The 26389-nt window shown below is 60.9% G+C and carries 21 protein-coding genes and 1 pseudogene; 12 read left to right on the top strand and 10 right to left on the bottom strand.

The window, feature by feature from the left end; translation table 11 throughout:
* Positions 1-230 precede the first annotated feature (230 nt).
* From GR197_RS29290 to GR197_RS29280, 3 genes are all read left to right on the top strand, one after another.
* Positions 231-1637, top strand: a complete 1407-nt coding sequence (locus tag GR197_RS29290) for a helicase-related protein (protein WP_164015975.1) — start codon at positions 231-233, stop codon at positions 1635-1637.
* Between the two features lie 354 nt (positions 1638-1991).
* The gene (locus GR197_RS29285) at positions 1992-2477 is read left to right on the top strand and encodes a Panacea domain-containing protein (RefSeq protein WP_164015973.1); all 486 of its coding nucleotides are present in this window, start codon (positions 1992-1994) and stop codon (positions 2475-2477) included.
* A complete protein-coding gene (locus tag GR197_RS29280) occupies positions 2477-3247 on the top strand; it encodes a hypothetical protein (RefSeq protein WP_164015971.1) in 771 nt (256 codons plus the stop codon). Before GR197_RS29285 ends, GR197_RS29280 begins: the two co-directional genes overlap by 1 nt.
* A 303-nt stretch (positions 3248-3550) precedes the next feature.
* Here the strand turns inward: GR197_RS29280 and GR197_RS29275 are convergent, their stop codons facing one another.
* The 3 genes from GR197_RS29275 to GR197_RS29265 are packed head-to-tail and all read right to left on the bottom strand — an operon-like array spanning position 3551 to position 6640.
* On the bottom strand, positions 3551-4651 hold the full coding sequence (locus GR197_RS29275) for a D-TA family PLP-dependent enzyme (protein ID WP_164015969.1): 1101 nt from the start codon (positions 4649-4651) through the stop codon (positions 3551-3553).
* On the bottom strand, positions 4652-6127 hold the full coding sequence (locus GR197_RS29270) for a M81 family metallopeptidase (protein WP_164015967.1): 1476 nt from the start codon (positions 6125-6127) through the stop codon (positions 4652-4654).
* A gap of 30 nt (positions 6128-6157) precedes the next feature.
* The gene (locus tag GR197_RS29265; RefSeq protein ID WP_164015965.1) at positions 6158-6640 is read right to left on the bottom strand and encodes a hypothetical protein; all 483 of its coding nucleotides are present in this window, start codon (positions 6638-6640) and stop codon (positions 6158-6160) included.
* Positions 6641-6751: 111 nt separating this feature from the next.
* On the opposite strand from GR197_RS29265, the gene GR197_RS29260 reads away from it, so the two are divergent.
* The 5 genes from GR197_RS29260 (at position 6752) to GR197_RS29240 (ending at position 11428) form a co-directional block, all read left to right on the top strand.
* A complete protein-coding gene (locus tag GR197_RS29260; protein WP_126824305.1) occupies positions 6752-7141 on the top strand; it encodes a RidA family protein in 390 nt (129 codons plus the stop codon).
* Positions 7142-7162: 21 nt separating this feature from the next.
* Positions 7163-8026: a MurR/RpiR family transcriptional regulator gene (locus GR197_RS29255; protein WP_164015963.1), complete on the top strand. Its 864-nt coding sequence runs from the start codon at positions 7163-7165 to the stop codon at positions 8024-8026.
* Positions 8027-8051: 25 nt separating this feature from the next.
* The gene (locus GR197_RS29250; RefSeq protein WP_164015961.1) at positions 8052-8828 is read left to right on the top strand and encodes an SDR family oxidoreductase; all 777 of its coding nucleotides are present in this window, start codon (positions 8052-8054) and stop codon (positions 8826-8828) included.
* Positions 8829-8925: 97 nt separating this feature from the next.
* Entirely contained in the window at positions 8926-10149 is a 1224-nt protein-coding gene (locus tag GR197_RS29245) for an MFS transporter (RefSeq protein ID WP_164015959.1), read from the top strand.
* 76 nt (positions 10150-10225) lie between these two features.
* Positions 10226-11428, top strand: a complete 1203-nt coding sequence (locus GR197_RS29240) for an ROK family transcriptional regulator (protein WP_164015957.1) — start codon at positions 10226-10228, stop codon at positions 11426-11428.
* Between the two features lie 15 nt (positions 11429-11443).
* Here GR197_RS29240 and GR197_RS29235 read toward each other — a convergent pair whose 3' ends face one another.
* The 7 genes from GR197_RS29235 to GR197_RS29205 form a co-directional block, all read right to left on the bottom strand.
* On the bottom strand, positions 11444-12466 hold the full coding sequence (locus GR197_RS29235) for an SAM-dependent methyltransferase (RefSeq protein WP_164015955.1): 1023 nt from the start codon (positions 12464-12466) through the stop codon (positions 11444-11446).
* A 154-nt stretch (positions 12467-12620) separates the two neighbouring features.
* Complete coding sequence (locus tag GR197_RS29230; protein ID WP_164015953.1) at positions 12621-14642, bottom strand: beta-N-acetylhexosaminidase; 2022 nt, start codon at positions 14640-14642, stop codon at positions 12621-12623.
* A gap of 36 nt (positions 14643-14678) precedes the next feature.
* Complete coding sequence (locus tag GR197_RS29225) at positions 14679-15623, bottom strand: ABC transporter ATP-binding protein (RefSeq protein WP_164015951.1); 945 nt, start codon at positions 15621-15623, stop codon at positions 14679-14681.
* Positions 15620-16435, bottom strand: a complete 816-nt coding sequence (locus GR197_RS29220) for an ABC transporter ATP-binding protein (RefSeq protein ID WP_164015949.1) — start codon at positions 16433-16435, stop codon at positions 15620-15622. The genes GR197_RS29225 and GR197_RS29220 overlap by 4 nt, the downstream gene beginning before the upstream one ends.
* Entirely contained in the window at positions 16432-17334 is a 903-nt protein-coding gene (locus GR197_RS29215) for an ABC transporter permease (RefSeq protein ID WP_164015947.1), read from the bottom strand. The genes GR197_RS29220 and GR197_RS29215 overlap by 4 nt, the downstream gene beginning before the upstream one ends.
* A complete protein-coding gene (locus GR197_RS29210) occupies positions 17334-18314 on the bottom strand; it encodes an ABC transporter permease (RefSeq protein ID WP_164015945.1) in 981 nt (326 codons plus the stop codon). Before GR197_RS29210 ends, GR197_RS29215 begins: the two co-directional genes overlap by 1 nt.
* A gap of 19 nt (positions 18315-18333) precedes the next feature.
* Positions 18334-20025 (bottom strand): ABC transporter substrate-binding protein, encoded by a 1692-nt coding sequence (locus GR197_RS29205; RefSeq protein WP_164015942.1) that lies wholly within the window; start codon positions 20023-20025, stop codon positions 18334-18336.
* A gap of 123 nt (positions 20026-20148) precedes the next feature.
* On the opposite strand from GR197_RS29205, the pseudogene GR197_RS29200 reads away from it, so the two are divergent.
* The 4 genes and pseudogenes from GR197_RS29200 to GR197_RS29185 form a co-directional block, all read left to right on the top strand.
* Positions 20149-20352: pseudogene (locus GR197_RS29200) on the top strand (flagellin); the annotation flags it as partial.
* Positions 20353-20564: 212 nt separating this feature from the next.
* Positions 20565-22103, top strand: coding sequence for a DHA2 family efflux MFS transporter permease subunit (locus tag GR197_RS29195; RefSeq protein WP_164015941.1), 1539 nt, complete (start codon positions 20565-20567; stop codon positions 22101-22103).
* A gap of 113 nt (positions 22104-22216) precedes the next feature.
* Positions 22217-22825, top strand: a complete 609-nt coding sequence (locus tag GR197_RS29190; RefSeq protein WP_164015939.1) for a DUF2026 family protein — start codon at positions 22217-22219, stop codon at positions 22823-22825.
* 277 nt (positions 22826-23102) lie between these two features.
* Entirely contained in the window at positions 23103-26387 is a 3285-nt protein-coding gene (locus GR197_RS29185) for a GH36-type glycosyl hydrolase domain-containing protein (protein ID WP_164015937.1), read from the top strand.
* Positions 26388-26389 lie beyond the last annotated feature (2 nt).

The following is a 26389-nucleotide window of genomic DNA, read 5'->3' as shown; positions in this document are numbered from 1 at the left end:
AACCGGCTCCAACGCTGCGCGAGATGAAAGCTTCGCGTTTCCGCCGGTTGCTCACACCGCGCCACTTGGCGTATTCAAAACCGCCGAGGCTCTAATCGCCGCCGGATGAAAATTCAGTGGCAGGTCAAACAGACCCACTTCGTCCGCAGGGAAAGCAATCGGTTGACCCGCTTGGCGGTAAACATGTCCCTCGACCCCATTTTGTGAGACCCGCAGAAGCGTACGGCCTTATGAACGCACAGCGATCAGCAAACTTCTCAAATGCAGCATATTTAGCGCGATATCTTCACGACACCCTCGGCGGTCCAATTCTTCTCGCGTGCAGCTCCAAGGCAAGTACGCGTGGTCTAGCGGCTGCCATCGCAGCGGCACATCCGACAGGCAACGATCAACCATCTTCAGACCTCGCGGAATTTATACGTCGACGCCACCCTCACCTGAAACCGTTGTCCGACATGGCGGATAAAGGAGTTGCCTACCATAACGCCTCTCTTCCCCCTGAAGTGCGAGAAGCAATTGAGGATGCAGTAAAAAATCGGAAAGTGGCTTATGTTACATCGACAACGACACTCGCCGAGGGCGTGGATTTGCCTTTTCGTTGCACTATCATCTTCGAATGGCTAACCGGCTTTGGTGAGACCCAAGCTCCGATGCCAGCTCTATTGTTTCGAAATATCGCTGGGCGATGTGGTCGAGCTGGCGAGTTTACCGAGGGCGACACCATCATCTTCGACAATCAACTTGGTCGCCTCGAATATACCAGCGAGCAAACCCGTAGGCGATCTCAAACTAGGCTTTTCGCAGACCCGCCGCCGGTCGCAAGCGTCTTCGCCAATGATAATGCAAAGGTACTCGACAAACGGGCGGTAATGGCTGTTGCTGCCTCACAGCTGCTTGCAAGCATTCCCGAAAACACTGAGGTCGACGAGTTGGAACACGTCTTTGCGGGACAAAGCTATGCGGCGGCGCTTGGCACCGCACCAAATGAATTGTTCGAAAAGGCCCGAGAGGAACTTTTAAGCGACGCGCACGGGGAGCCGTTTGCGAGGGCTGCAAGCCCTATGCGACTTACTAGGTTGGGCGAAGCTGCAAACCGCACCGGTTTCGGCCCACTTACCTGCCGCGCCTTGATTGATTATGTGAAATTCTTTGAAATCCAGGATGACTTATCGACGTTAGCGTATGATCTCGTGCTAGCTTTCGGTGCAATGGATGAACAAGAAAACCAGCTTGTCCGAGAGATTGCTTCGTTGAAGAAGAATCGATTCTTTATGAAGGCGAACGACATACCCGCCGTAGCGGCATGTTGGTTGCGGGGAGCCGCCCTTACGGAAGCGTTCTTGGCATTGCCTAAAGCGAAAGAGAGCAAATCTGCCGTGCGCCCGGATGAATGGATAAAAGGAGAGAGGGACTCCGAGTCTGTCGCTTCTCAGTACGACAAATTTGTTGATGTGACTCAGTATACCTTCGGCGTCTACCTGCCGTGGCTTCTGCGTGCACTCAGCGCTTTCAGTATTTATGGCTCTCAAGATGCACTATCGTTCCAATGGCAAGCTGCTGCCGATGCCTTCGAGACAAGCCACACACTGGACGCTACCGGCGCGCTAGACTTCGCCTCAGATAATGACCAGGTCTGAAACCCTATATTCCGCAGGGCGGTCGGTGTGAATGTAGAAGGGTGCTACCCCTTTCGGCCGTCGTTAGATCCTCGTTGTAATATGAACATCAGATCCGCCCTGAGCAGCTTGCGCTTAACCGGAACAACTCATGGCGGTACGGGGTCTTCCGAAACGTAGAAACTTAAATACCCCTTCATAAAAATTTGTCGTTTTATGGCGTTACGGCTATATTCCGCGTCAGAAGACCCTAAGCACTTCCGGCGGATAACTGCGATTTGTAGGGGCGTTGGTTTCAGTAACACGAGAGGCAGCATTTTTGGGGAAAACGGCTTTGCTCATTGTGAACAAAACGAGAATGAAGTAGTTTAAAATATGTATGACGTTCGCGCGGTTGCTAACTTCGTTCTAGATGTTGCAGAGGCCCATGGCAGAAATGTCTCGAATCTGCATATCAATAAAATTGTGTACTTTCTGCATGCAGACTTTCTGGTTGCATTTTCGCGTCCGTTAGTCACCGCGAAAATTGAAGCTTGGACATATGGCCCGGTATTTCGCGAATTATACCGTGAGTTTAGAGAGTTCGGCGATGCGTCTATAGTTGGGAGAGCCAGATACCTCGACCCGGAAACAGGGCGAAAGAAAAATGCAGAGTGGCATTTCACCTGCGAGGAGGAGGAATTTCTAAGAGAGCTTGTAAGGAAATATGTTTCCATGACGCCGGGCGCTTTAGTCGCTCAATCTCACATAGAGGGCGGCCCATGGGATAGGACTTGGAACCATGAGACGAAGACGAACGCCTCGATGAAGATTTCCGACGAGGCAATCAAAAGTTGGTATGAAAGGACGGTAAAGCACTAATGGCATTCGACTATTTGAAGCTGCTTGCTAAGCTCGACAGGCCGCCTTCTGGACCTAACTGGGTTCGTTTCGTTCAGGACGATGTGGTCAGAACAACCAAGTCAATTGTTTCCTTTGTGAAAGGTTCACCTCGTTTCACCTACTCGTCCGGCTATGTTGCGATTAAAGACCGTATTCAGCTTGGTATCAATTTAGAGACGGCGCTCGCTGTAGCAACTCATTCGGGCGCTCCTGCTGGGCGGAAGCAGAACGAAGACCTAGTCAAATCATTCTTTGAGCATGACGAAGAGCGTCGCTACGCGGCTCATAACTTTGTGGAGTTTGGCAAGGAATGGTTCCGCGTTTCCAGAGATGTTGCAGTTCCCATATCACCGCTGTGTGTCATTCGAGAGCAAGGGAAATTTGTTCCATTGTTCGTATGCGGATGGAGCGAACTCAATCTCACTGATTTTCAGCGGCGGCTCCTTGTAACAATCTGCGAAGACGCCTTTCTATCTCTTACCGACTATCAAAGCTCACCCGCCGAATTTCTATTCTTCCCCAAGGTGGATGACGGCAGCGAGGTAAAGCGAACGGCCGAAGTCTGGAAACGCGGAGACTATGATCTTTTAGAAGATCAGGATCTAAATGCGGCCGTAGAGATATTCTTGCAATCGCGAGAACTAGCGCGTCAGATTTTGTTGAAAGAGATGGCGGAAGATGCTGAGCGTCGGAGACGCGAAGGTCCCTCTGTGCCCCCTCCTCGTCCAAGAGATTTGTTTGACGATTAAACCCGCTCAAACATCGGCATGATCGTGATCTCGGACCGATGGTGGGCGCTCCCTCCAGGCCCAAAGGCAATTTCATATCGCTGTTAAAATGGGCAAGGAGAACGTCCGCTACCGCCGTCTCGGAAGCAAAAAGCAATAGTCCGCTTCTGACCCCAAGCAGACACTCGCGCGTAGAGTCCGTGTCCGCCTTTGGCGCAACGAAGTCATCTACTGTGCACGTTTTGCAATACTAGCGGCTGCATCCTTGCTGATACCGTGGCCTTCGCCGATCAGTCTCATTTCGCCCTCAACCGAAGCCAACCTTTACCAGACGAGACCGCGGGCCGCGACTTCCTCGACGCGCGTCACCACGCCACCCCGATGAAACACCATCGTGTCGAACAGGTTGGACACCACGCAGGTATGGTTCGGGATGATGAACAGCTTCTCGCCGATCTGCGGCCGGGGACCGGTGCAGTTTGAAAGATCGATCACGCCGTGTTCTTCCGACAGGCTGCTGATCCGCGCTTCGGGAAAACCGACGATCAGGCCGTAATCGCTGAAGCCCTGGAGATCCGAGGTCAGCGCCTTCGAGCCGGCATCGATGACGGCGCGGTCGGCGGTCGGGCGGGAGACGACGGTTGCGAGCACATGCATGGCGCAGTCGTTCTCGGTGCAATGGCCCATGCGCACCATCTGGCGGTCGTTGTAGATATAGGTGCCGGCGCGGTGTTCGGTGGCGGATTTGACGAGATGCGCCTCGAACAGGCTTGGCGTTCCGCCATTGCTGACGATCGGGCATTCAACGCCATCGGCTTGCAGGCGTTGCAGCACATCGGTGATGAAGGCTTCGACGGCGGCGGCCGATTGCGGCTTCGGATAGGTGACGATGCCGCCGAAGGTGAGGCCGTCGGCAGCAGTGATGCGTTTCGCGAGCGCGGCAGCTTCTTCAGGCGTCTGCACGCCGCAACGGCCGCCGCCGGTGTCGCATTCCACCAGCACGGTCAGCGGCTTGTGGCCGGAGAAATGGGCTGCCAGCCCATCGATCGTCGTTTCGCTGTCGGCGACGACCTTGAGGGCCGGGATTTTCTCGTTCAGCCTGGCCAGGCGCTCGAGCTTCTGCTGTCCGATTATGTTGAAGGTGATCAGGATGTCGCCGAAGCCGGCTTCGGCGAAGACCTCGGCCTCCGTCACCTTCTGGCAGTTGATGCCCTTGGCGCCGGCGGCGACCTGCGCGACGGCCAAGGCCGGGATCTTGTGCGTCTTGATATGCGGGCGGAAGTTCAGGCCGTGCTCGTCCATATAGGATTGAACGCGGGCAATGTTGGCAGCCAGCCTGTCCTCGTCGATCACAGAACGCGGCGTCGAGAGATCGGCGATCCTGTCTCCTGCCCGGGCGACGACGGCAAAGCTGGCATCATGCATCTAGGCGGCTCCGCGTTCTCGTCCATGGGGATCGGCCACGATCGGCCAGATTGTCTTCGGCGCCCGCCGGTACGGCGTCGTCGCCGGATTATTGGGATAGGGCGTTCCGGCGGAGCAGTAAAGGATCTCGGCGGCAATCCGGGAGAAGGAGGCGAAGAAGTGATTGGTGGATTTGATCACCAGGATCTTCTGCTTCTTGGGATCGATGCCCATCACCGAAAACAGGCTGGGATCGAAGCTTTGGGCGCGGGTCGAATTGAGGATGATGTCGATGCCATCGAGCACGATATGGGCGGCATCGCCGAACGGCGCCAGGCTCTCGCCGAACTGCATCTCGGCATTTTTCACCAGCCTGACGACCTTCACCGTGCCGTCGATCGGATTGCCGGTGCCGGGCGCCGATTTGGCGCCGAAGCGCAGCGGAATTTCCGCCCCCTCGCCTGCCGCAAAACAGATCTGCACGGCCACCGGATCCCAGATGGTGCCGATCGCCGCACTGGTGACGCCGCGGGCCATGAGTTCGGCGAGAACAACGGTTGCATCCCCGGCCGTGCCGCCGCCCGGATTGTCCCAGACATCGGCGATGACGACGGGCCATGCGGTTGCAGCCATCGCGCGCGCGACCGCTTGCTTCTCGTCGATCTGCGGGACCATGAAGGTGCCGCGCTTGGAAAACAATTCGAGGCCGAGCTCGCGCGCCAAATCAGCGCCCTTTTCAGGCTTGTCGTCGGTGACGACGAGCAGCTTCGTTCCCATTTCGGGAACGTCGCCGACCATGAAGCCGTGGATCACCGAGATCGACAGGATATCGGGATCATCCTTCTCGATCCGCATGATCTTGTCGACGAAGGAGCGCATCGGTTCGCGCGATGTCGGGAAGACGTCGATCATCCGGCAGTCGAACACCGAGATGACAGGCTTGACCCGGCCTTCGAGCGCATCGACGGCGATGCGCCAGAGGTCCTCGGCGCGGTCGACGAAATCGGTATGCGGAAATTCCTTGAAATAGACGGCGAAATTAAGCGCCGCGACGCGTTTTGCCGTCAGATGGCTGTGCGGATCGAGTTCGGCGCAGATGAGCACGTCGGGGCCGACGATCTCGCGCATACGGGAGAGAAGATCACCTTCCGTATCTTCGTATCCGGCGGCCACCATGGCGCCATGCAGGCCCATGACGACGGCATCGACCGGCATTGCCGCTCTCAATTGGCCGAGGATTTCGTCGCGCAATTCCTCGTAGGTCGCCCGGTTGACCAGGCCTGCAGGGTCGGCCCAGGTCGCCGTTCCCTCGATCAGCTGCCAACCTTTCTCTTTGGTGACGCGCCGTCCGACGGTGATCGGCGCGGTGCAGAGCGTCGGGGTGTCGGGATGTTGGCCGGGCGGCGCATAAAGCGAGGCTTCGAATGCGCGGCGATCCACGCAGATCGGGGAAAAAGTATTGGTCTCGGTCGCCAATGCTGCCGTGAAAATGCGCAAAAAAGTCGCCTTCGTGTTGTCGGCCCCGCTTTACCCCATCGGGTTCGGCAGGTAGCCGGTGAAACCTGAGATTTTCCAGCGTCCTTGGTGAAGCCTGCAATAATAGAGCGTCTGCCATTGCAGGATGTCGCGGGTGCCGTCCGCCTTGGTAATGCCGCCGTCGAACTTCTTGCGCACGAGCGCCATCTCGCCTTCGATCTCGATATCTTCGAGCGTCGTCGTGGTGAAGATCGCCGTGCGTGCATCTTCCGCAAAGCTCTGCTCGGCGAAATCCTGTGCCTGCTTTAGCCATTCCTGGCGATAGGCCGACAGCGTCGGAAAGGCCAGCCGCCACCTGTCGGGGCTGACCTGCTTCTGGGCATCGATGCCGATGAAGCCCTCTTCGACGAAATCATGCTCCACCTTCGACCAGTCGGCGGCGAGAAAGGCGTCGATATCGCGCAAAACGAGCATTTCCCAGATCGCCTGCCGGGCGCTGTCGGAGGGGAAAGGATTCTGGAAAGGATCGCGCATATCGGCCCCGGATTGAAATTCTTTTCATAATTTCTGTTTTTCACTGGCCAAATTCTGCTTTCTATGGTCCTTTGTCAACTTATCAAGAAAATAATTTGCAAGGACATCAGCATGCCCATCAAGCGCTATGGCACTGTTCAAACGGGGGCCGGCGGCAAGGCGCTGCCTTTCGCGCGTGCGGTCGAGGCCGACGGATGGCTCTATGTTTCCGGGCAGGTTGCAATGGAAGATGGCGAGATCATCGACGGCAACATTATCGCCCAGACCCACAAGACGATCGCCAATGTTCTGGCGATCCTCGAGGAGGCTGGATACGGCGTCGAGGATGTTGTGCGCGTCGGCGTCTGGCTCGACGATCCGCGCGACTTCTGGACCTTCAATAAGATCTATCAGGAGTATTTCGGCGAACATCCACCGGCCCGCGCCTGTGTGCAATCGTCGATGATGGTCGATTGCAAGGTTGAGATCGACTGCGTGGCCTATAAGAAGAAGGATGGGTGAGGAATAAGGGCGGGAGCGGCTTTGGATATCTTTTCGACATTGCAGGAAGACAAGGGCCGGCTCTCTCCCTCCGAAAGCCGCATCGCGGAGATCATCGTCAACGATTTCGAATTCGCCGTGAATGCCTCGATCATCGAGCTCGCCGAACGGGCTAAGGTATCGCCGCCGACCGTCACCCGCTTTTGCCGCCGGCTGGGCTGCGAGAGCTTTTCCGACTTCAAGGTGCAGCTCGCCCGCACAGCCCATATCGGCGTGCGTTATCTGAAACCGGAATCGAAAAGCACCGACCCGGCCGATGTCGCCCAGGATATCATCACCAAGGCCCAGAACGCGCTCTTCCTGCTGCACCGGTCGCTCGATCTTGCCGCCATCGAAGCCGCCGTTTCACACATCGCCAAGGCCGATATGATCTATGCCTTCGGCTCGGGCGGCAATTCGTCGATGATTGCCGACGAGCTGCAGAACCGCCTCTTCCGTCTCGGGCTTCGCATCACCGCAAGCTCCGATCACAGCATGCAGTTGATGATGGCGGCGGCGGCAAGGCCGGGCGACGTGTTGATCGGTTCGTCCTTCTCAGGGCGCAATCTGGAGCTGGTGCGGGCCTTCGAGCTCGCCCGCGGCGCCAAGGTGAAGACGATCGCCCTGACCCAGACGGCAAGCCCTGTTGCCAAGGCCGCCGAAATCGTCGTGCCGATCGACCTTCCCGAGGGTAACAATATCTATCGCCCGACCTCGACGCGCATCGCCTACATCGCGACGGTCGATATTCTGTCGAGCCTGGTCGCTTATGCGGTGCAGCCAAAGGCGACGACGACGCTGCGGCGCATCAAGCAGCAGCTCGTCATTCACCGCGACGGCGACGACCGGCAATTGCTTGGAGATTGAGGTTCATGAACGGGAGCGACAGAAAATGACGAAGTCGATAGCGATCGTCACCGGCGCTGCGGGTGATATCGGCGCTGCGATCGCCACACGGCTCGCCGATGAGCACGATGTCGTGTTTCTCGCCGACATCGATGCTGCCGCTGCTTCTGCCGTCGCTTCGAAGCTCGGGCCGGACGATCGCTTCGTGGCCGCCGGATGTGATGTGACCAGCGAGGCGAGCATTGCCGAACTGGTCAGACGGGCTGCCGACGTCGGCGTGGTGCGGACCCTCGTCAACAATGCCGGTGCGGCGCGGGCCACCAGCCTGCACGAGACGACGCCCGAAATCTGGCGGGCTGATAATGCGCTCAATCTCGAAGCGGCATTCCTGTGTTTCCGCGCCTTCGAGCCGATGCTGAAGGTTTCAAAGGGCTCCGTCGTCAACATCGCCTCGGTCAACGGCATGAATGTCTTCGGACACCCGGCCTATAGCGCCGCCAAGGCCGGCCTTTTGCATTTCACCCGGCTGGTCGCCGTCGAATACGGCAAGTTCGGCATCCGCTCCAACGCGGTTGCACCCGGCACGGTGAAGACGCAGGCCTGGGAGAAACGCGCCGCCACCAATCCGAATGTTTTCGAAGAAGCGCGCCGCTGGTATCCGCTGCAGCGGGTCGTCGATCCTCTCGATGTCGCCAATGCGGTTGCCTTCCTCGCCGGTCCGCTGGCCGCTGCCATCTCAGGGGTCTGCCTGCCGGTCGATTGCGGCCTGACGGCCGGCCAGGCCGAACTGGCGAGAACCTTCTCGCAATCGGAGCATTATTGAAATTTAAGGCTCCGATCTCCGAACCGAAACATGACATGATTTTCGAGACTGCCCGCCGCGGCCGCGCTTGCCGATTTTCCTGACGATTGATGACCCCATGAGCCGCCTCTTCCCCGACGTCTTCCGCAATCCGGCGATCCGCGCCAGCATGATCGCCATTTTCACCTTCGGCATGGCGGGCGCGATGACCGCCCCCTATCGATCCATCGTCGGCATCCGCGAACTGGGCTTGAGCGACGGTCTCTATTCCGTCCTGGCCTTCGCCTCGGCGGCGGTAAACGTCGTCATCAGCGTTCTGCTCGGCAACCTCGCCGATCGGCTCGGCGAGTATCGTTCGGCGATGATCGGCGCCTGCATCTTCGGCATCGTCGGTTACGGCATGGTCTATGCCTTTCCGAGCGCGACGGTTTTCATCATCAGCGGGCTGCTGCCGCTGCCGATCTACGGGGCGCTGAATTCGCTGCTGTTTGCCAATGCACGCGCGGCGATGCACGGCATGAACCGGAATGACATGGTGACGGCCAATTCAGGCGTGCGCGCGATGATCTCGCTCTCCTGGGTGCTGATCCCGGGCATAACGGGCCTTGTGCTTTCCGGGGCATCGAGCATGCTGCCGGCCTATCTCTTTGCCGCCATCTCCTGCCTGCTCTGCCAGGCGATCATCGTCTTTTCCCTGCCGAAGCGGGCGGGAACGGAGATGGCCGCGGCGCATCATCTCTCCTATCTCGGTGCGCTCAGGCAGGTGGTGTCGCCACGGATTTCGGCGCATATCGCCGGCGTCGCGCTGATCACCAGCACGCTGCATCTGAACGACGCCCTTCTGCCGTTGATCGCCACTGGTGCTGCCCACGGCGCGCTCAGCGATGTCGGTATTCTCGTCGGCATCGTCGCCCTGCTGGAGATCGTCTTCATCATCGTCTGGTCGCGGATCGCGCGGAAGACCGGGCAGATGACGGCGCTTGCCGCCGGCACCATCATCTATGCCTTATTCCTCAGCCTTCTCGGCTTTGCCTCCGAGCCATGGCATCTCTATGCATTGACCTTGCTCGCCGGCATCGGTGCTGCGGCGATCATCAGCTTTCCGATCACCTATCTGCAGGATCTCATCGCCGATCGGCCGGGCCTCGGCAGTGCGCTGATCTCCGTCAATATCTTTGCGAGTGCGGGGATCGGCGCACTGGTTTTTGCCGCCGGCACTTGGGCGACAGGTTATTCCGGAACCGCGATGCTGGGCGCCGTCACCGGATTGTCGGGCATCACAATCCTCGGCCTGCTGCAGAGGCGCAATGCCGTTGCGCCTGTCGACGCCGAGGTTCAGTAAAATCTGCCGAAAAATGTGGCTTTCATCACTATCCGTCTTGTGACAAGGGTGGTGCACCATTTCCTTTGAAGGCGACATGAAGGCAATCTCCGGCACGAATCTCGAGCAGGCCAAGTCTCACAACCGGCGTGTGGTGATCGAGGCCGTGCGGACCAGCGGTCCCTTGTCGCGTGCGGCGATCGCCCGGATGACGGCGCTGACCGCCCAGACCGTGTCGAATATCGTCGAGGAACTTGAGCGGTCGCATCTGCTCGTTCCGGCCGAGGCGCAGAAGCTGGCGCGGGGACAGCCGATCATCCCCTATTCGATCAATCCCGCCGGCGCCTATTCGATCGGTCTCGAACTCGGCCGCCAGCGCGCCAGCGGAGTCCTGACGGATCTTTCCGGTGCCGTCTGCGCGCGCATCGAGCGCCACGTCGAACATCCCGATCCGCAACGGGCGATGCCGGTTCTGCAATCGATTGTCGAGGACATTCAGCAGGCCTTCGTCTTCGACCGAAACCGGCTGCTCGGCGTCGGCATGGCCCTGCCCGGCCGCTATGCCGATGGCGGCATCACCTCTCTCAGCCCACAGAATCTGCCCGGCTGGCAGGATTTTCCCGTCGGGCATGCGCTGGAGCAGCGGGTTAAGGTGCCGGTGCTCGTCGAAAACGACGCGACCGCAGCTGCGATCGGCGAGCGCCTCCACGGCGTCGCCCGCGGTTTGAGCAGCTTCGTCTATCTGTTTCTCGCCGGCGGTGGCGGCATCGGCGCCGGAATGTTTCTCGACGGCCACCTCTACAAGGGCAGCCGCAACAATGCCGGCGAGATCGGCCATATCATCGTCGAGCCGCACGGCAAGCTCTGCAGCTGCGGCAAGCGCGGCTGCCTGGACCGCTACATCTCACCGACCGTCGCTTACGAATTCATGGGCATTGCCAATGCCGAGGAGCTGTCGCCAGACGATCTCGACGCGCGGATCGCCAAGGGCGGCGAAGGTCTGGACGCCTGGCTCGACCAGGCCGTCCAGCCGCTGCGGCAGACGCTCGACTTCCTCGAACTTGCCTTCGATCCGCAGACCATCGTGTTCGGCGGCAGCATATCGACGTCCCTCATGCGCCGGCTCGCAGACCGGTTGGAGCCGCTGCACGTCCCGATCGACCCCAATCGGACCCGCAGCGTGCCCCGGGTGATGATCGGCATGACCGGCAAGGATACCGCCATCCTCGGCGCCGCGGCGCTACCGATCTTTTCCGAAACCAACCCGCGCTTCGACGTTCTGCAAAAGCCGGTGGGCTAAACGACGGTCGAGCGGCTACTCAAACAGAATAAGGCTCGCCGGCGTCGGCGGCATCGGTTTGACTGTGACGCCGGCAAGGCCGGCCTGTCTTGCCATCTCGGTCAGCTCACTTTGCGTATAAGCGTCGCCCGCCGGCGTGCCGGCGAGCATTTCCCAGGAGAACGCCGCCGGAAAAGGCGGCGACACGCGGTCTTCGTTCGGCACGAAATCGACGGCGACGATCCGGCCGCCCTCTGCCAGGCTCGCGATGATCTTTCGCAACAGCCCCGCGCATGTCGGCAGATCGAAATGGTGCAGGAAATTCGGCAGCAGGACGAGATCGTAATCCGTGCCCCAATCGACATCGAAGGCACTGCCGGCGATCGTCCGGTACCGGTCAGCCACCCCGGCTTTATCCGCATTCTGCCGCGACAGCTCCAAGACCGCCGCCCAGTCGACGGCGACGATCTCCGCTGATGGCAAGGCTTTTGCAATTTCGATCCCGAACAGGCCCGGACCTGCGGCAATGTCCAAAACCTTTTTGAAGGGCTTTCCCAAGCCGGAGATTTCGTCGGCCAGTATTTTGGCGCTGAGGCCGGTAAAGGAGCCCATGCCGCGCGCAAACTTCAACCAGACGGGATTGTCCGGCGACATGTTCGCGAGCCCGGGCGAACCGCCGTTTCGCACGACGGCGGCCGGATCGCGCAGAAAATTATCCAGTATTTCGGGTGCAGCAACGAACTCGACCGCGGAGCCCATATAGGCCGGCGAATTGCGATCGAGGAACATCCGGGTCGACGGCGTCATCCGGTACTGTCCGCTCTCCTTTGTCAGGAAACTATGGACCACCAGGTAGTCGCAGAGGATGCGCACCCCACGCTCCGAGGCGCTTGTTGCCGACGCCAGCAAGGCTGCCGTTTTGCCCTCGCCGATATGCGTAAACAGATCGAGCTCGATGGCCGCCCTGATCGCTGCCGTCTTTCGGCAGGCAAACAGTGCATCGACCACGAGTTCAGGCGACACGACGCCGGCATCGGCGTCCTCGGCGATCGTTTCCATGGTATCCCCCAACAGCCTTCGATCGGTCTTGCCTGGCAGCGCCAGCCGCGGGAATTATGCGTGCATTCGCATATTCTACAAGACTTACCACGCTAACCCGATCGGGTGCCCCAAGGGCCGACCGGGACCGTTCCATTACGGTCCCGGTCCTGCCTTACGACTGTTGCAGCCCATAAAGCAGCGGCATCAGCCCTGCCAGCGCCTTGAAGCGCTCCCATGACTTCGATGACGGCTTCGTCCAGCCGGTTTCGGCCAGTGCCGAAAGGCGCGGGAAAACCAGACGGTCGAAAACGGCGCGATCCGTCATCGGTTCCGACCAGATGCAGGCCTGGATGCCGAGCAGTTTTTGTTTCTGGCTCGCTGTCCAGCCGCCGATAGGATCGAACGTGTAGAGCTTCTCGGCATCCGAAGTCCCCGCCCAGCTGGCGCCGGGCTCGTCCCAGTCCGGCCTCAGCGCCATGTCGAGGTAGTAGACCTGCCCGGGGCAGACGACCATGTCGTAGCCGCGTTCGGCGAGTTCGGCCGAGACCTCGACATTGCGCCAGCTGCAGAGATAGCTCTTCGCTTTGTCGATGACATCGCCGTGCGCCGCCTCTTCCCAGCCGCCGGTGATGCAGCCCTTGCTTGCCAGAAAGCGCTGGACGCGGTTCAGGAACTCCGCCTGCAGGATGGCCGCACCCGAACCGTGGATATCGTCGGCGCCATGGGTGTTGGTCACGACGTTCAGCCGCTTGGCATGCGCATCGGCAAGCTCGCCGCCGGCGACCGTGCGCAGACGTTCGAGCGCTTCCGGCGAGCCGGACCAGGCGCCGAGGGGAACTTCGTCGGCGCCGAGATGGATCGTCTTGAACGGAAAAAGCTCGATGAGTTCCGAGAGGATGGTCTCGATGATCTCGTAGGTCTTCTCGCGGGCCGGATTGATGCAATTGTCGGGAAAGCCCTGAACCGAATAATAGCTGCCGACCTCGGCCGGATCGCGCAGCTCCGGTATCGCCTGCAGCATCGCGTAGCAGTGACCGGGCACATCGATCTCCGGCACGATCTCGATGCCGAAGCTCTTGGCGTGGGCGACGATCTCGCGGATAGACGCTTTGGTGTAATAACCGCCTGTGCGGGCCGGGCTGGAACCGAGCAGCGGCGGAACGGCAAGGCCATGGCCGCGCCAGGCGCCGATTTCGGTCAGGGCGGGATAGGCGTCGATCTCGACGCGCCAGGCTTCGTCGTCGGAAAGGTGCCAGTGGAAGCGGTTGAGCTTGTTCCAGGAAAGCACCGCGATCAGTTTCTTGACCTCGGCTGCGCCGTAGAACTGGCGGGCAACATCGAGATGCAGTCCGCGCCAGCCCATCGCCGGCTCGTCGACGATTTCGCCGGATGCCGGAAACTGGAAAACGCCGGGATGCAGCCTTGCGCCGCGCCAGATCTGGCCGAGGGTCACGAGGCCGTAGAGAAAGCCGGTCCGGCCGCTCGCCTCGATCGCGATCGTTTCACCCTCGAAGCTCAGTCGATAGGCTTCGGGGCCGAAGCTGGCGGCATCCTTTAGGGCGACGGGCACCGCACCCTCCGCCTCGGTGCGCACGATGCCTTCGACGGCGAAGAGATGATCGACCAGCGCCGCGAAGTTTTGCGCCGCCGCCTCCCCTTCGGCGCTCTGCGCCCGCGGTGCAAAACCGGCCGGCAGCGGCTGGCGCGAGGTGACGGCGACATGGTTCGGCCAGGGAATGATCGACACCTGGACGGGCGCGTTGACGGGCACCGGATAAATCTCGGCGCCGCGTTTCAGCGGCGCATTGCTGACTGAAGAGCGCGTCGGCTCGATGCCGAGCACGATGGTGCTGCCGTCGGAAAGCGCGAGATAGGCGCTCGTCGCGCCATCCGTCCAATGGCGGAACTGCCAGCTCAGCGCATAGACCGAGATCGTCCAGGTCTCGCCGGCGCCGAGAACGAAATCGGCCGGCGGCTGGAATTCGGTGAAATTGGAGAGCCGCTTCGAGACCGTGGCGCCTTCGACCCGTCCGGCCGGATCGACCCGGCCCGGACCGCTGATGCAGAGGGAGAAATTCGAAAGCGGCTCGCTGCCGAGGTTCTTGAGGCGCAGGACATAGGAGAACTCCTTGCCGTCGGCCGGCGGGTTCCAAAGGGTTTCAAGCCGCAGGGTTTTCGGTCGCGGTGTGGACATGGTCACTCTTTCCTGTTGTGAATCGGGCTTTGAAAATCAGCTTTTGGGCATTCCGGCGTTGGAAACGCCGAGCGCGCGGATGAAGTGGTTGGGGCCGACCTGCTCGATGTCAGCCGATTCAGGGCGGCTCAGCGACCGCACTTTTTCGGCCTGTTCGAGGAAGCGCGCGCTTCCGCCCGTCACGAACGGCCTGCTGCCGTCCGGAACGGCGGAAAGCAGCAGCCTTGTATAGGGATGGCGCGGGTCGGAAAGAACCCTCTCGGTGTCGCCCCATTCGACCATCTGGCCGGCAAACATCACGACGATCTCCTCGGCCACATGCGCTGCCGTTGCGATATCGTGGGTGATATAGAGCATGGCGAGATCGTTTTCCCGTTTCACCCCGGCGAGCAGATCGAGAATATCCTTGCGGATGGAAACGTCGAGCATCGAGGTCGGCTCGTCGGCCACCAGCACGCTCGGTGCGACGGCAAGCGCCCGGGCGATGTTGACGCGCTGGCGCTGCCCGCCCGAAAGTTCATGCGGGAATTTCTGCCTGGTCACATCGGGTTCCAACCCGACGCTTGCGAGCAGCCGGGTAATCTCCTCGACGAGGTCAGCCTTTGCGCCGCTCGGCCGATGCAATTGCAGCGGCCGCGCCAGATGATGGCTGACGGTAAAGGCCGGGTTGAGCGATGAGAACGGATCCTGGAAGACCATCTGCACCTCCCGGCGGTAGCGATGCTCAGCCCCAGCCTGGCCGCGGGCAGTCAGCTCCTCCCCGCGGAAAAACAGCCTGCCGCCGGTCGGTCTGTCCAGGCGCGCGATGATGCGGGCGCAGGTCGTCTTGCCGCAGCCGGATTCGCCGACGAGCGCCAAAGCCCGGCCGGGAAAGAGCGAGAAGGACACGCCTTTCAGCGCGCGGACCGCGCCGAAATTGCGCTCTATTCCTTCGAGCCGGATCACCGCTTCAGCAACAACGGGATTTGCCTCCGCTTTCATGCCACCACTCCCGATAGATGCCGATTGTCGGGAAGCTGCGGAATGGCATTCCAGAGCTTCCGCGTATATTCGTGCCGCGGCGCATGCGCGACTTGGCTGACGTCGCCCACTTCCACGAGTTCGCCCTTCAGCATGACGCCGATGCGCCGGCAGAGCTGCGCCATCAGGTGCAGGTCATGGGTGATGAAGAGCACGGAGAAGCCGTAGCTCCGCTGCAGGTCGACGACCTGTTCGAGGATCTCCCGCTGCACGACCACGTCGAGCGCCGTCGTCGGTTCGTCCATGATGATCAGTTCCGGTCTCAGCGCCAGGCAGATCGCGATGACGATGCGCTGGCGCATGCCGCCGGAGAACTGGTGCGGGTAATCGCCGATGCGATGCGTGGGAATGCCGACGAGGCGGAACATCTCCTCGGCCCGCGCCCGGGATTCCGCATGCGAGCAGCCGGTGTGCCGGCGCAGAACGTCGTGGAACTGCGCCTCGACCCGCATCAGCGGATTGAGCGAGTTCATCGCGCTCTGGAAGACCATGCCGATGCGCTTCCAGCGGATTGTCTGCATCTCGCGTTCCGGCAGCTTCAAAAGATCCTGTCCGGCGAGCCGGATGCTGCCGCCGCTGATCCAGGCGGGCGCTTTGGAAAGACGGGTGATCGCATAGGCGATCGTGCTCTTGCCGCAGCCGGATTCCCCGGCAAGCCCGAAGATTTCGCCGCGGCCGATCGTGAAGGAGACGTCCTTCACGGCGCGGAATTCTCCCTTGTCGACGAGGTAGTCGACATTGAGCTTTTCGATTTCCAGAAGATTGTCGCTCATCGGCCAAGCTCCAGTTCTCTGTTGCGGGCGCGGTTGAGGCGGAACCAGCGGGTCAGCGCCGGGCCGGAGCGGAGCTGCGGATTGGCGATCTCGTCGAAGGTGAAATTCAAAAGCGCAAGGCCAAGGCCGGTGAGCGCGATGCCGAGTGCGGGCACCCCGATGTCCCACCATGCGCCGACCATGATCGCCGAGGAATTCTGGGCGTTGTAAAGCATCGTGCCCCAGGAGACTTTCAGCGGATCGCCGAAGCCGAGATATTCGAGCGTCGTCTGGGCAACGATGGCGTAGATGATGCTGCCGGCGAGGTTGATGCCGATCAGCGTCGTCAGGTTCGGCAGGATCTCCACGAAGATGATGCGCCAGGCCGGCTCGCCGATCATCTTCGACGCCGTGACGAAATCGCGATTGCGCAGCGCCATCGTCTGCGACCGGGTCATGCGGGCGCCCCACGGCCAGGAGGTCAGCGCGATGATCGTCATGATCGTCATCGGCCCCACTGTGCCGGCGAATGAGGCGAGCAGGATCAGAAGCGGCATGTTCGGGATGACGAGCACGGCATTCGTCGCAAGGTCGAGACAGGCATCCGTCCTGCCTCCGGCATAACCGGCGACGAGGCCGATCGCCGTGCCGAGAACGGTGATGGCAATGCCGGTGGCAAAGCCGACGGAAAGAGAGCTGCGGGCGCCCCAGACGAACTGGCGATAGACGTCCCGTCCCATCTTCGTGGTGCCGAGAACATGTTCGATCGACGGCGGCTGATGCGAGCGCCCGACACGCGCTCCGGGCTCTCCGGGGGCGACGAGCGGCGCAAACAGCGCCATCAGCCACAGGATGGCAATGATGATCAGGCCGGCGAGCGCTTTCTTCTGCTTAAAGATGGGCCATAGCGTAAAGCTCATCACGCGGCCTCCCGCAATCTCGGATCGACGAAGCCGTAAATGATGTCGACGAGGAAGTTGGCGCAAAGGGTGGCGAGCGTCATCAGCAGCAGCTGCCCCTGGATGACCGGGTAATCGCGGGCGATGCTCGCGGTATAGAGCGTCAGCCCCAGGCCGGGATAGTTGAAGACGATCTCGGTGACGATCGAGCCGCCGAAGACGGCGCCGAGCATCAGCGCCAGATTGGTCAGAACCGGAAGCATGGCATTGCGGGCGCCGTAGCCGAACATCACGGTGAGGTGGCTGAGCCCCTTTGCTCGGCCCATGGTCACATAGTCTTCGCCGAGCACCGAGATCATCGACGAGCGCATCGTCGTCTGGAATTCGCCGATCAGAAACGGCGAAAGCGTCAGCACCGGCAGGATCGCATGGGCAAAGACGCTGCCGACAAAGGTGAAATTGAAGGCGGGATCGAGATTGGGATCATAGGCATAACCCACCGGAAACCAGCGCAGCGAGACCGCGAAGACGAAAAGCGTCGTCAGCGCCACGATGACCGGCGGCACCGAAATCATGATCACCGACAGCGGCGAGACGATCGTGTCGAAACGCCCGCCGCGCCGCCAGGCCGACACAGCGCCCAGCACGACACCGACACAGAGGGAAAAGATAATCGCTGTGGTGACAAGGACGATGGTCCAGAGCGTCGAGCGGCCGAGCACCTGGACGACGGTCTGGGGGTAATATTTGACCGAGACGCCGAGATCGAGGGTCACGAGCCCCTTCAGGTAATCGACGAATTGCCAAAGCATCGGCTGGTCGACCGCGCCGAAGCGCGCCTTGATCGCCTCGACGGCAGCAGGCGTTGCCCGCGGGCCGAGCTGGGCAACCATGGCATCGACCGGGCTCCCCGGCATTAGCCGGGGCAGGATGAAGTTCACCACGATGGCAAAGGCCAGCGCGACCGCATAGACGCCGAGGCGCCGGCTCGAAATGCGCATTTCCGCTCCCTCGTTGGGGTTAGCTGACCGGCTTGAGACGCAAGAGATGCATCAGGCGCATGCGGTTGTTGTCGTGATCCTCCGGGTTCATCACCGGATCCTTGTCGGTGACCCAGCCGGTGAAGCGCTTGCTGGAAAACTGATACCAGGTCGGCCCGTTAAAGACGGGAACGACGGGGAAGTCGTCGGCGATCAGCAGCTGAATGTCGTTGAAGATCTTCTTGTGATCGTCGTCCGACGTCGCCTGCAGATATTGATCGAAAAGCGCGTCCAGTTTCGGGTTCGAATAACGCGAGGGCGCGCCGGTGATGCGCCCGCCATAGGCTGTGGAAAGGCTCTGGTAATAGCCGCGGAACGGCGTTGCGCCGTCGGCGCGGGAGTTCATGACGACTTCGAAGCTGCCGTCGATGATCTCTTTGCGCCATTGTTCGTATTCGGGCGTGGCGACCGACGCATTGATGCCGGCGGCGCGCAGGCCTTCGACCGCGATCTGGACGGCATCGATCCAGTCCGTCCAGCCGTTCGGAACGATGATCGGGAAGGCGATCGGCTTGCCGCTCGGCGTCGTGCGGAAGCCGTCGGCGCCCTTCTTGTAGCCGGCATCGTCGAGAATCTTGCTCGCCTTCTCCGTGTCGAAGCCTATGAAGGCGTCCTTGCCGCCCTCGGCATCCTTGTTGCGCCAGCTTTCGAAGCGCGGCGGCAGGCCGGTCGCATGCTCGTTGACGACGGGATAGCCGAAGCCGGCAATATCGACCATGGACTTGCGATCCATGGCGAGGCTAAAGGCATGGCGGAAGTTCAGGTCCTTATAGGCCTCGAGATTGCCTTCATTGCCGCTTTTGAAGTTCATCTGGAAAGCGACGGTTTCGGCCGGCGGCTGCCAATAGCCGTTATGGTCGGCATCGAGCGCGACGAAGGTCTTGTCGATCTGGGGAATGAAGGACCCGATCCAGTCCATGTTACCCTCAGGTAGGATGGCAAGCATCTGGTCGTTGCCGGAGATCTGCGGCAGTCTCAAGCAATCGACATGCAGCGAGGCGGCGTCCCAATAGTTCGGGTTGCGGCACTGCTCGTAGACCTGCGGCGTGAAGCGGCGCAGCTCGGTCATCGGGCCGGAACCGACCGGCTTCTTGTTCTTGAAGGCGACCGGATCGGACACGTCCTTCCAGATATGTTCGGGAACGACGGCAAGGTCCGCCAGCGTTTCCGGGAAATCGGAGTTGACGGCCTTGAGATCGATCTTCACCTCGGTCGCCGACGGCGTCTCGACGGAGGCAACCGTCTCTCCGACGCCGACCGTGTCGAGGGCTGCGTTTTTCAGCATCAGGTCGATCGTATATTTCACATCGGCCGAGGTCAGCGGCTGGCCATCGGACCATTTCACACCGGGTCGCAGCGTGTAGGTGACCGATTTCATGTCCTCGGAGAATTTATAGGCGCTCGCCAGGCGGAAGACCGGCTTGCCGCCATCCTCGGCATTGAAGATCACCAGCGGCTCGTAGATGAAATCCATCGTGCTCTGCCGGCGGCCGGCAAGATCGAACGGGTTGAAGTTCTGAACCCAGCTGGTTTGCTCTTCGATGTGCATCGTCAGCACCGATTCAGCGGCCGCACTGCCCGTCCCGAAAGCGACGAGCGCCGTCAGCGCGGTTGCCGCGGCTAAGCCGGCGCGCACGGAAATGTGGCGAAAAATGCGTTTGCTCGATCTCATTCCAACGTTCCCTCGTTGTTTGTTTTTGAAGTCAATCAAATTGATTTAATATTGATAGTCAGTTTCCGGCCGGTGCGTCAATTGCCGATCTCAAATTTTTGCGGGCGGCATCCGGAGCCGTTCTCGGCAGCCATCGAACTGCAGGAAGACTTCGTCGGCGCGCTGTCCGACTCGATCGACTCGGGCGTCGGACGGCTGGTCGATGCCGACATGGAGGAAGAATCGAGCAAGCTGTCGGCCTTGCAGACACAACAGCAGCTGGCGATCCAGTCACTGTCGATCGCCAATTCGTCGTCGCAGAACATCCTGTCGCTCTTCCGCGGCTAATCGCAATCAAAGACGCAAAGGGAGCCGGGCGCTTAAAACACCCGGCTCCCCTCCGCCGATCAACGATCGAGCCTGGCCTTCCCCGGTCGGGCTCGATTGCATTTCGGACACCTCTTGCCCTGACATGCCGGTTGACATGTCGATCGTCTCCACCGCAAACATGATCGATCTTCTCAACCGCGGCAGAAATGCCGCGCGCGCAGGATCATCGCATGGAACGAGTTGAGCCTGCCCACCCCGATGCAAGGCCCGCCATCATCTGGCTCGGCTTCATCGCCATGTGCATCGGCATGTTCATGGCGATCCTCGACGTCCAGGTGGTGGCGACGTCGCTGCCGACCATCCAGTCGGCGCTGGGCATCGATCCCGATCAGATGAGCTGGATACAGACGGCCTATCTCATCGCCGAGGTGGTGGCGATCCCGCTCACCGGCCTGCTGACGCGGCTGCTTTCGATGCGGTGGCTGTTCGTTACCGCCATCGGCCTCTTCGTCGCGGCCTCCGCCGGCTGCGCGGCCAGCGGCAGCTTCGGCGAGCTGGTGGCCTGGCGGGTGCTGCAGGGCTTTTCCGGCGGAACCCTGATCCCCTCGGTGTTTTCAGCCGTGTTCATCCTGTTCCCGAATGAGCGGCAGGCCCTGGCAACGACGATCGCCGGGGTGCTGGCGGTGCTGGCGCCGACGGTCGGGCCGATCGTCGGCGGATGGCTGACTGAGACCTATTCCTGGCACTGGCTGTTCCTGATCAACATCCTTCCGGGCATTGCCTCGGCAATCCTGGCGGCACGCTTCCTGCCGCGGCAGGCGGCCGACCCGTCCGAACTCCGGCATCTCGACGGCCTGTCTCTTCTCTTGATGGCGTCAGCGCTGACGACGCTGGAACTCAGCCTGAAAGAGGCGCCGACCAGCGGCTGGACCTCGGCCTATGTGCTCAGCCTGCTGGCGATCTGTCTTGTCTCGGGCGGTGTGTTCATAGCTCGCACGCTCAGCCGGCGTCGGCCGATCGTCGATCTCGGCAATTTCGCCGATCGCAACTTTCTCGTCGGCTCGACCTTAAGCTTCGTGCTCGGCATCGGCCTGTTCGGCTCGGTCTATCTGATGCCGGTCTTTCTCGCTTTCGTCAGGGGCCACGACGCCCTTGAGATCGGCATGACGATGCTGGTCACCGGCATCGCGCAATTGGTGACGGCGCCGGTCGCGGTTGCGCTGGAGAAACGTTTGGATGTGCGGCTGCTGACGGCCGCCGGTTTCGCGCTGTTTGCGATCGGCGTCGGGATGAGCGCCTTTCAGGATCCGCGTTCGGACTATGACGCGATGTTCTGGCCGCAGATCGTGCGCGGCGTCGCCATCATGTTTTGCCTGCTGCCGCCGACGCGGCTGGCGCTCGGCACGCTCCCGGCCGATCGCATTCCCGACGCGAGCGGGCTTTTCAATCTGATGCGCAATCTCGGTGGCGCCATCGGTATCGCGCTGATCGACACCATCATCTACACCCGCTCGGAACCGCTGGGCCAAGCCCTCTGGGCGCGCCTTCAGGCCGGCGACGTCGAGGCCGCGACCTTCGTCGGCGCTCCGCTTGCGGCCATATCGGGCCATAGCGGCAGTTTCGATGCCGATACCACCGCGCTGCTCGATCCGCTGATCCAGACTGCCGCAAGCGCGCAGGCGATCAACGAAGCCTGGATGGTCATCGCCGTCCTCACCGGCTACGCCCTGCTCTGCGTGCCCTTCGCCAGACGGCCAGCGCCGGGGTGAAGGCCGTCGCTGACGAACCCGCTTTAGTTTTAAAGAGAATCAGTCAACAAGCTGAATTTGCACATTCACCACGCTCTGACCTCGGTTGACTGAATAAAAACAGGTAAACAGACATGCTGATCAAGCAAACCGACTATCATCGGATTTATCGAGTTATCAATAGCTTGATCCTGAATGAGAACGGAAATCCCGCGCACGCCTGCATGTACTTCTCTACCTTCGGCTCGTTCATTCTCGAACGGCACTATAAGGTGAAAGCGACGCCCAAAGGCGGCCTTGCGGCATATAATCTGGATGGAACAATGATCCTGTTTGCCGACCACCGTGAGGATGGTTACGTCACAGGAGCTGGTGAGAATTTCCATTGCTGGGTCGAAGCAGAGGGTTGGGTCATTGATTTCATGGCCCCTGCGTTCTCAGAGACAGCGGCAGGTCTCCAGGTTCCGTCAAAGATGTTTCAACGGCCCTTGTCATCCATGGCGTCCAGCATCAATGGTTTGAATCACTCCGGAGACTTCTTCTATTTGTCTGAACCCGCCGCGACCGCCGCTCGTTTTCAGGATTGGCACAAAAGTGCGATGATCGGCGATCTTGCAAGTGTTGCAGCAACTTGGTTTCGAAAGACTCCTAAAAATATGGCTGCCGCCATTTCCGTGGACAATCAGTCAGGCAAGCCCAGAAGCGTTCCTCTTGTCGGCAATCCGCTTGTCGGCAGTTGGTGAGCGGCGCGCCACGGTTCTAGCGGAATTGTCTACTGCCTTTCTCGCCACAAGGGGCACAGGAAGGCACGACTGCGGCCAGCGTTCAGGCGATCAACGAAGCCTGGATGGTCGTCGCCGTCCTGACCGGCTGCGCTCTCGTCTGCGTGCCCTTCGTCAGGCGGCCGGCGTCAACGTGACACATGGCGATATGTTGCCGATCGGTCGAACGCCGGTAAGATTTCTCTCAATCTTTTTGCGTCATCCTTCGATTCCCCTCTGATCAATCGACGAGATCTCAATGGCCCCGAACCTTGACCGCAGTTTTCAAATGCCCCGACGCGACGATCTCGGCCTCCTTGCGATCAGCAACGGTTCCGGCCTGTCGATAGCGGCGCTGCCGAACGGCACGCTGTTTGCCATCGAATATGCCGACGACAAGGGATCGGTGCAGATCAACCAGATCCAGGGCTCGCCGCTGTCAGGCGGTATCGGCCGGCTTTACCTGCGCATCGGCGGCGCGGCGGCCGACGTCGTCGAAATCGTCGGGCCGCGCGCCCATGGCAGTTTCGGACATGACGCCACGAGTTTTTCGTGGAGTGGTGAGGTCGGGGATCTTCACTATAACGTCCGGCTCGAGCTGCATCCTTCCGAGACGGCCTGGTTCTGGCGTGTCGCCATCCGGCATCGGAAGGAGGCAACGCTGCCGGTCGATCTGGTGCTGATTCAGGATGTCGGTCTTGGCGATCGCGGTTTCCTGATGAACAGCGAGGCCTATGCCTCGCAATATGTCGACCACCATATCGCCGATCACCCGGCATTCGGACCTGTGGTGATGAACCGGCAAAATCTCAAGCAGGGTGGCGGCCGCAATCCCTGGCTGGTCCAGGGTTGCTCCGATGGCGCTGCTGCCTATGCCACGGATGCGATCCAGCTGGTGCAGGCGAAAGACCGCCTCGACGACCGGCTGGTCGGCCCCTTCGGCGCCAGCCTGCCAAGCAAACGGCGCCAGCAGGAGACGGCCTGCCCAGCCATCCAGTCGAAATCGTTTTCCGTCACGGCAAGCGGCGCGTCCGCGACCTTTTTCGCGCTGTTTGCCGCCGATCATCCCGAGGCGTCGAGCGATGCCGATCTCTTGCTGCTTGACGGGCTTGCGGCGGCAGACAGTGGGGTTGTCGATATCGAGGAGGCCGTGCCGGTGCGCAGCCTGCTGCAGGACGCGTCGCTGTTGGAGGTCGAGTCGCTCGACAAAAAGGCGATCGGCCGGCTCTATCCCCAGCGCAGCCTGGAGGAACGCGCCGGCGGGAAGCTGCTCTCGTTCTTCGTGCCGGACGGCGTCCTGAACCGCCATGTCGTCCTGCGCGAGAAAGAACTTTTGGTGGCGCGCCGTCACGGCGCGATCGTCCGAAGCGGCCAGAATATGCTGCTCGATGATTCGACGCTTGCCGCCACCTGCTGGATGCAGGGCATTTTCGCCGCGCAGCTGACAATCGGCAATACCTCCTTCCACAAGCTGTTTTCCGTCTCCCGCGACCCCTATAACCTGACGCGCGCCAGCGGGCTGCGCATCATGGCGGATGTCGGCGCCGGTTGGCAGCTGCTGGCGGTGCCGTCGGCTTTCGAAATGGGGCTCAGCGATTGCCGTTGGATCTATCAGTGCTCCGACCGCACTATCATCGTAACGGCAGTCGCCTCCGGCGAGGATGCGGCCATGCAGTGGACCGTCTCGGTCGAGGGCAAGCCGTGCCGCTTCCTGGTGTTCGGCCATGTCGTGCTCGGCGAGCGTGAATACGATGCGGGCGGCCAGATCGCATTCGATACCTCAGGCAGGCGCATCCTGTTTCGGCCGGATCCGGCCTGGCTCTGGGGCGAACGTTATCCCGAGGCCGCCTATTGGCTGGTCAGCGCGACCCCCGATGCCATCGAGGAAATCGGTGGCGACGAACTGCTCTATGGCGATGGCGTCACGCGCAACGGCGCCTTCGTCGCCCTCAGATCCCGGCCGACGCAAGCGCTCTCCTTTGCCGTCGTCGGTTCGATGACCGATGCTGGAGAAGCCGAGCGGCTGGCAGAGCGGTATCAGGGCGGTGTCACCGATGAAGCCATGCTGGCGCCGGCCTCGACATTCTGGCGCAACACAGTGCGTGGTTTGACGATCGATAGCGCGGCGCCCGACCTTGCCGCGCAGACGACCCTGCTGCCCTGGCTCGCGCATGACGCCGTCGTGCATCTGAGCGTGCCGCACGGCCTGGAGCAATATACCGGTGCGGCCTGGGGCACACGCGACGCCTGCCAGGGGCCGATCGAATTCCTGCTCGCCTACGAGCATGACCGCGAAGCCAAGAAGGTGGTGAAAACGGTCTTCAGCGAGCAGTACCTTGAGAAAGGCGACTGGCCGCAATGGTTCATGCTGGAGCCCTATGCCAATATAAGAGCGGGCGATAGCCATGGCGACGTTATCGTCTGGCCGTTGAAGGCGCTCTGCGACTATGTCGAAGCGACGGGCGATCTCGCCATTCTCGACGAGAAGGTCTCCTGGCGCGATGAAAAAACCATGCAGAGGGCGGCCCAAACCGACACGATCGCTATCCATGTCGAAAAACTGCTCGATACCGTCCGCGAAGCTTTCATCCCGGGAACCCATCTGATCCGCTATGGCGAGGGAGATTGGAACGATTCCCTGCAGCCGGCCGATCCGCATCTGCGCGACTGGATGGTCAGCAGTTGGACCGTTGCCCTGCTTTACGAGCAGATCGTCCGTTATTCCGCGATCCTGCGCCGCCTCGGCCACGGCGATCAGGCAAAGTCGCTCAGGAAAATCGCAACGGCGATGCGCCGGGATTTCAACCGTCATCTGGTGCGGGATGGCATCGTTGCCGGCTACGGCATCTTCGATCCCGCCCATGACGGCGTCGAATTGCTGCTGCACCCGAGCGATAAGCGCACCGGCCTCTCCTACTCGCTGATCTCGATGACGCAGGCGATGCTCGGCGGGCTGTTCACGCCGGATCAGCGACGCGATCACATGAAGCTGATCGACGAACATCTGCTCTTTCCCGACGGCGTGCGACTGATGGAAAAGCCCGCGACCTATGCCGGCGGACCGGAGACGCTGTTTCGCCGCGCCGAATCCTCGTCCTTCGTCGGCCGCGAGATCGGGCTGATGTATGTGCATGCGCATCTGCGCTATTGCGAAACGCTGGCAATGGACGCCGAAGCCGACGAACTCTGGAAGGCGATCGCTGTCGTCAACCCGATCGCTGTCACCACAGCGCTGCCGCATGCTTCGCTGCGCCAGCGCAATACCTATTTCAGCAGCAGCGATGCGGCTTTTCATGACCGCTATCAGGCGGCGGCCGGCTGGTCGCGTGTCAAGGCGGGAGAGATCGCCGTCGACGGTGGATGGCGGATCTATTCAAGCGGCCCCGGGCTCTACACCAGGAGCTTCGTCGAAAATATCCTCGGCTTCAAACGGCGCTTCGGCCGGCGCAGACGCAAACCGCTATTGCCTGAGGTTCACGCCTCCGTCGATCTGCGGACGGATCATGCCGCCTGGCGGCGGCTGATGAGGAAGTCCGACGCGTAACA

The organism is Rhizobium phaseoli, assembly GCF_010668805.1.
Classification (GTDB): domain Bacteria; phylum Pseudomonadota; class Alphaproteobacteria; order Rhizobiales; family Rhizobiaceae; genus Rhizobium; species Rhizobium phaseoli_A.
This window is presented reverse-complemented; position numbering and strand designations above follow the sequence as displayed.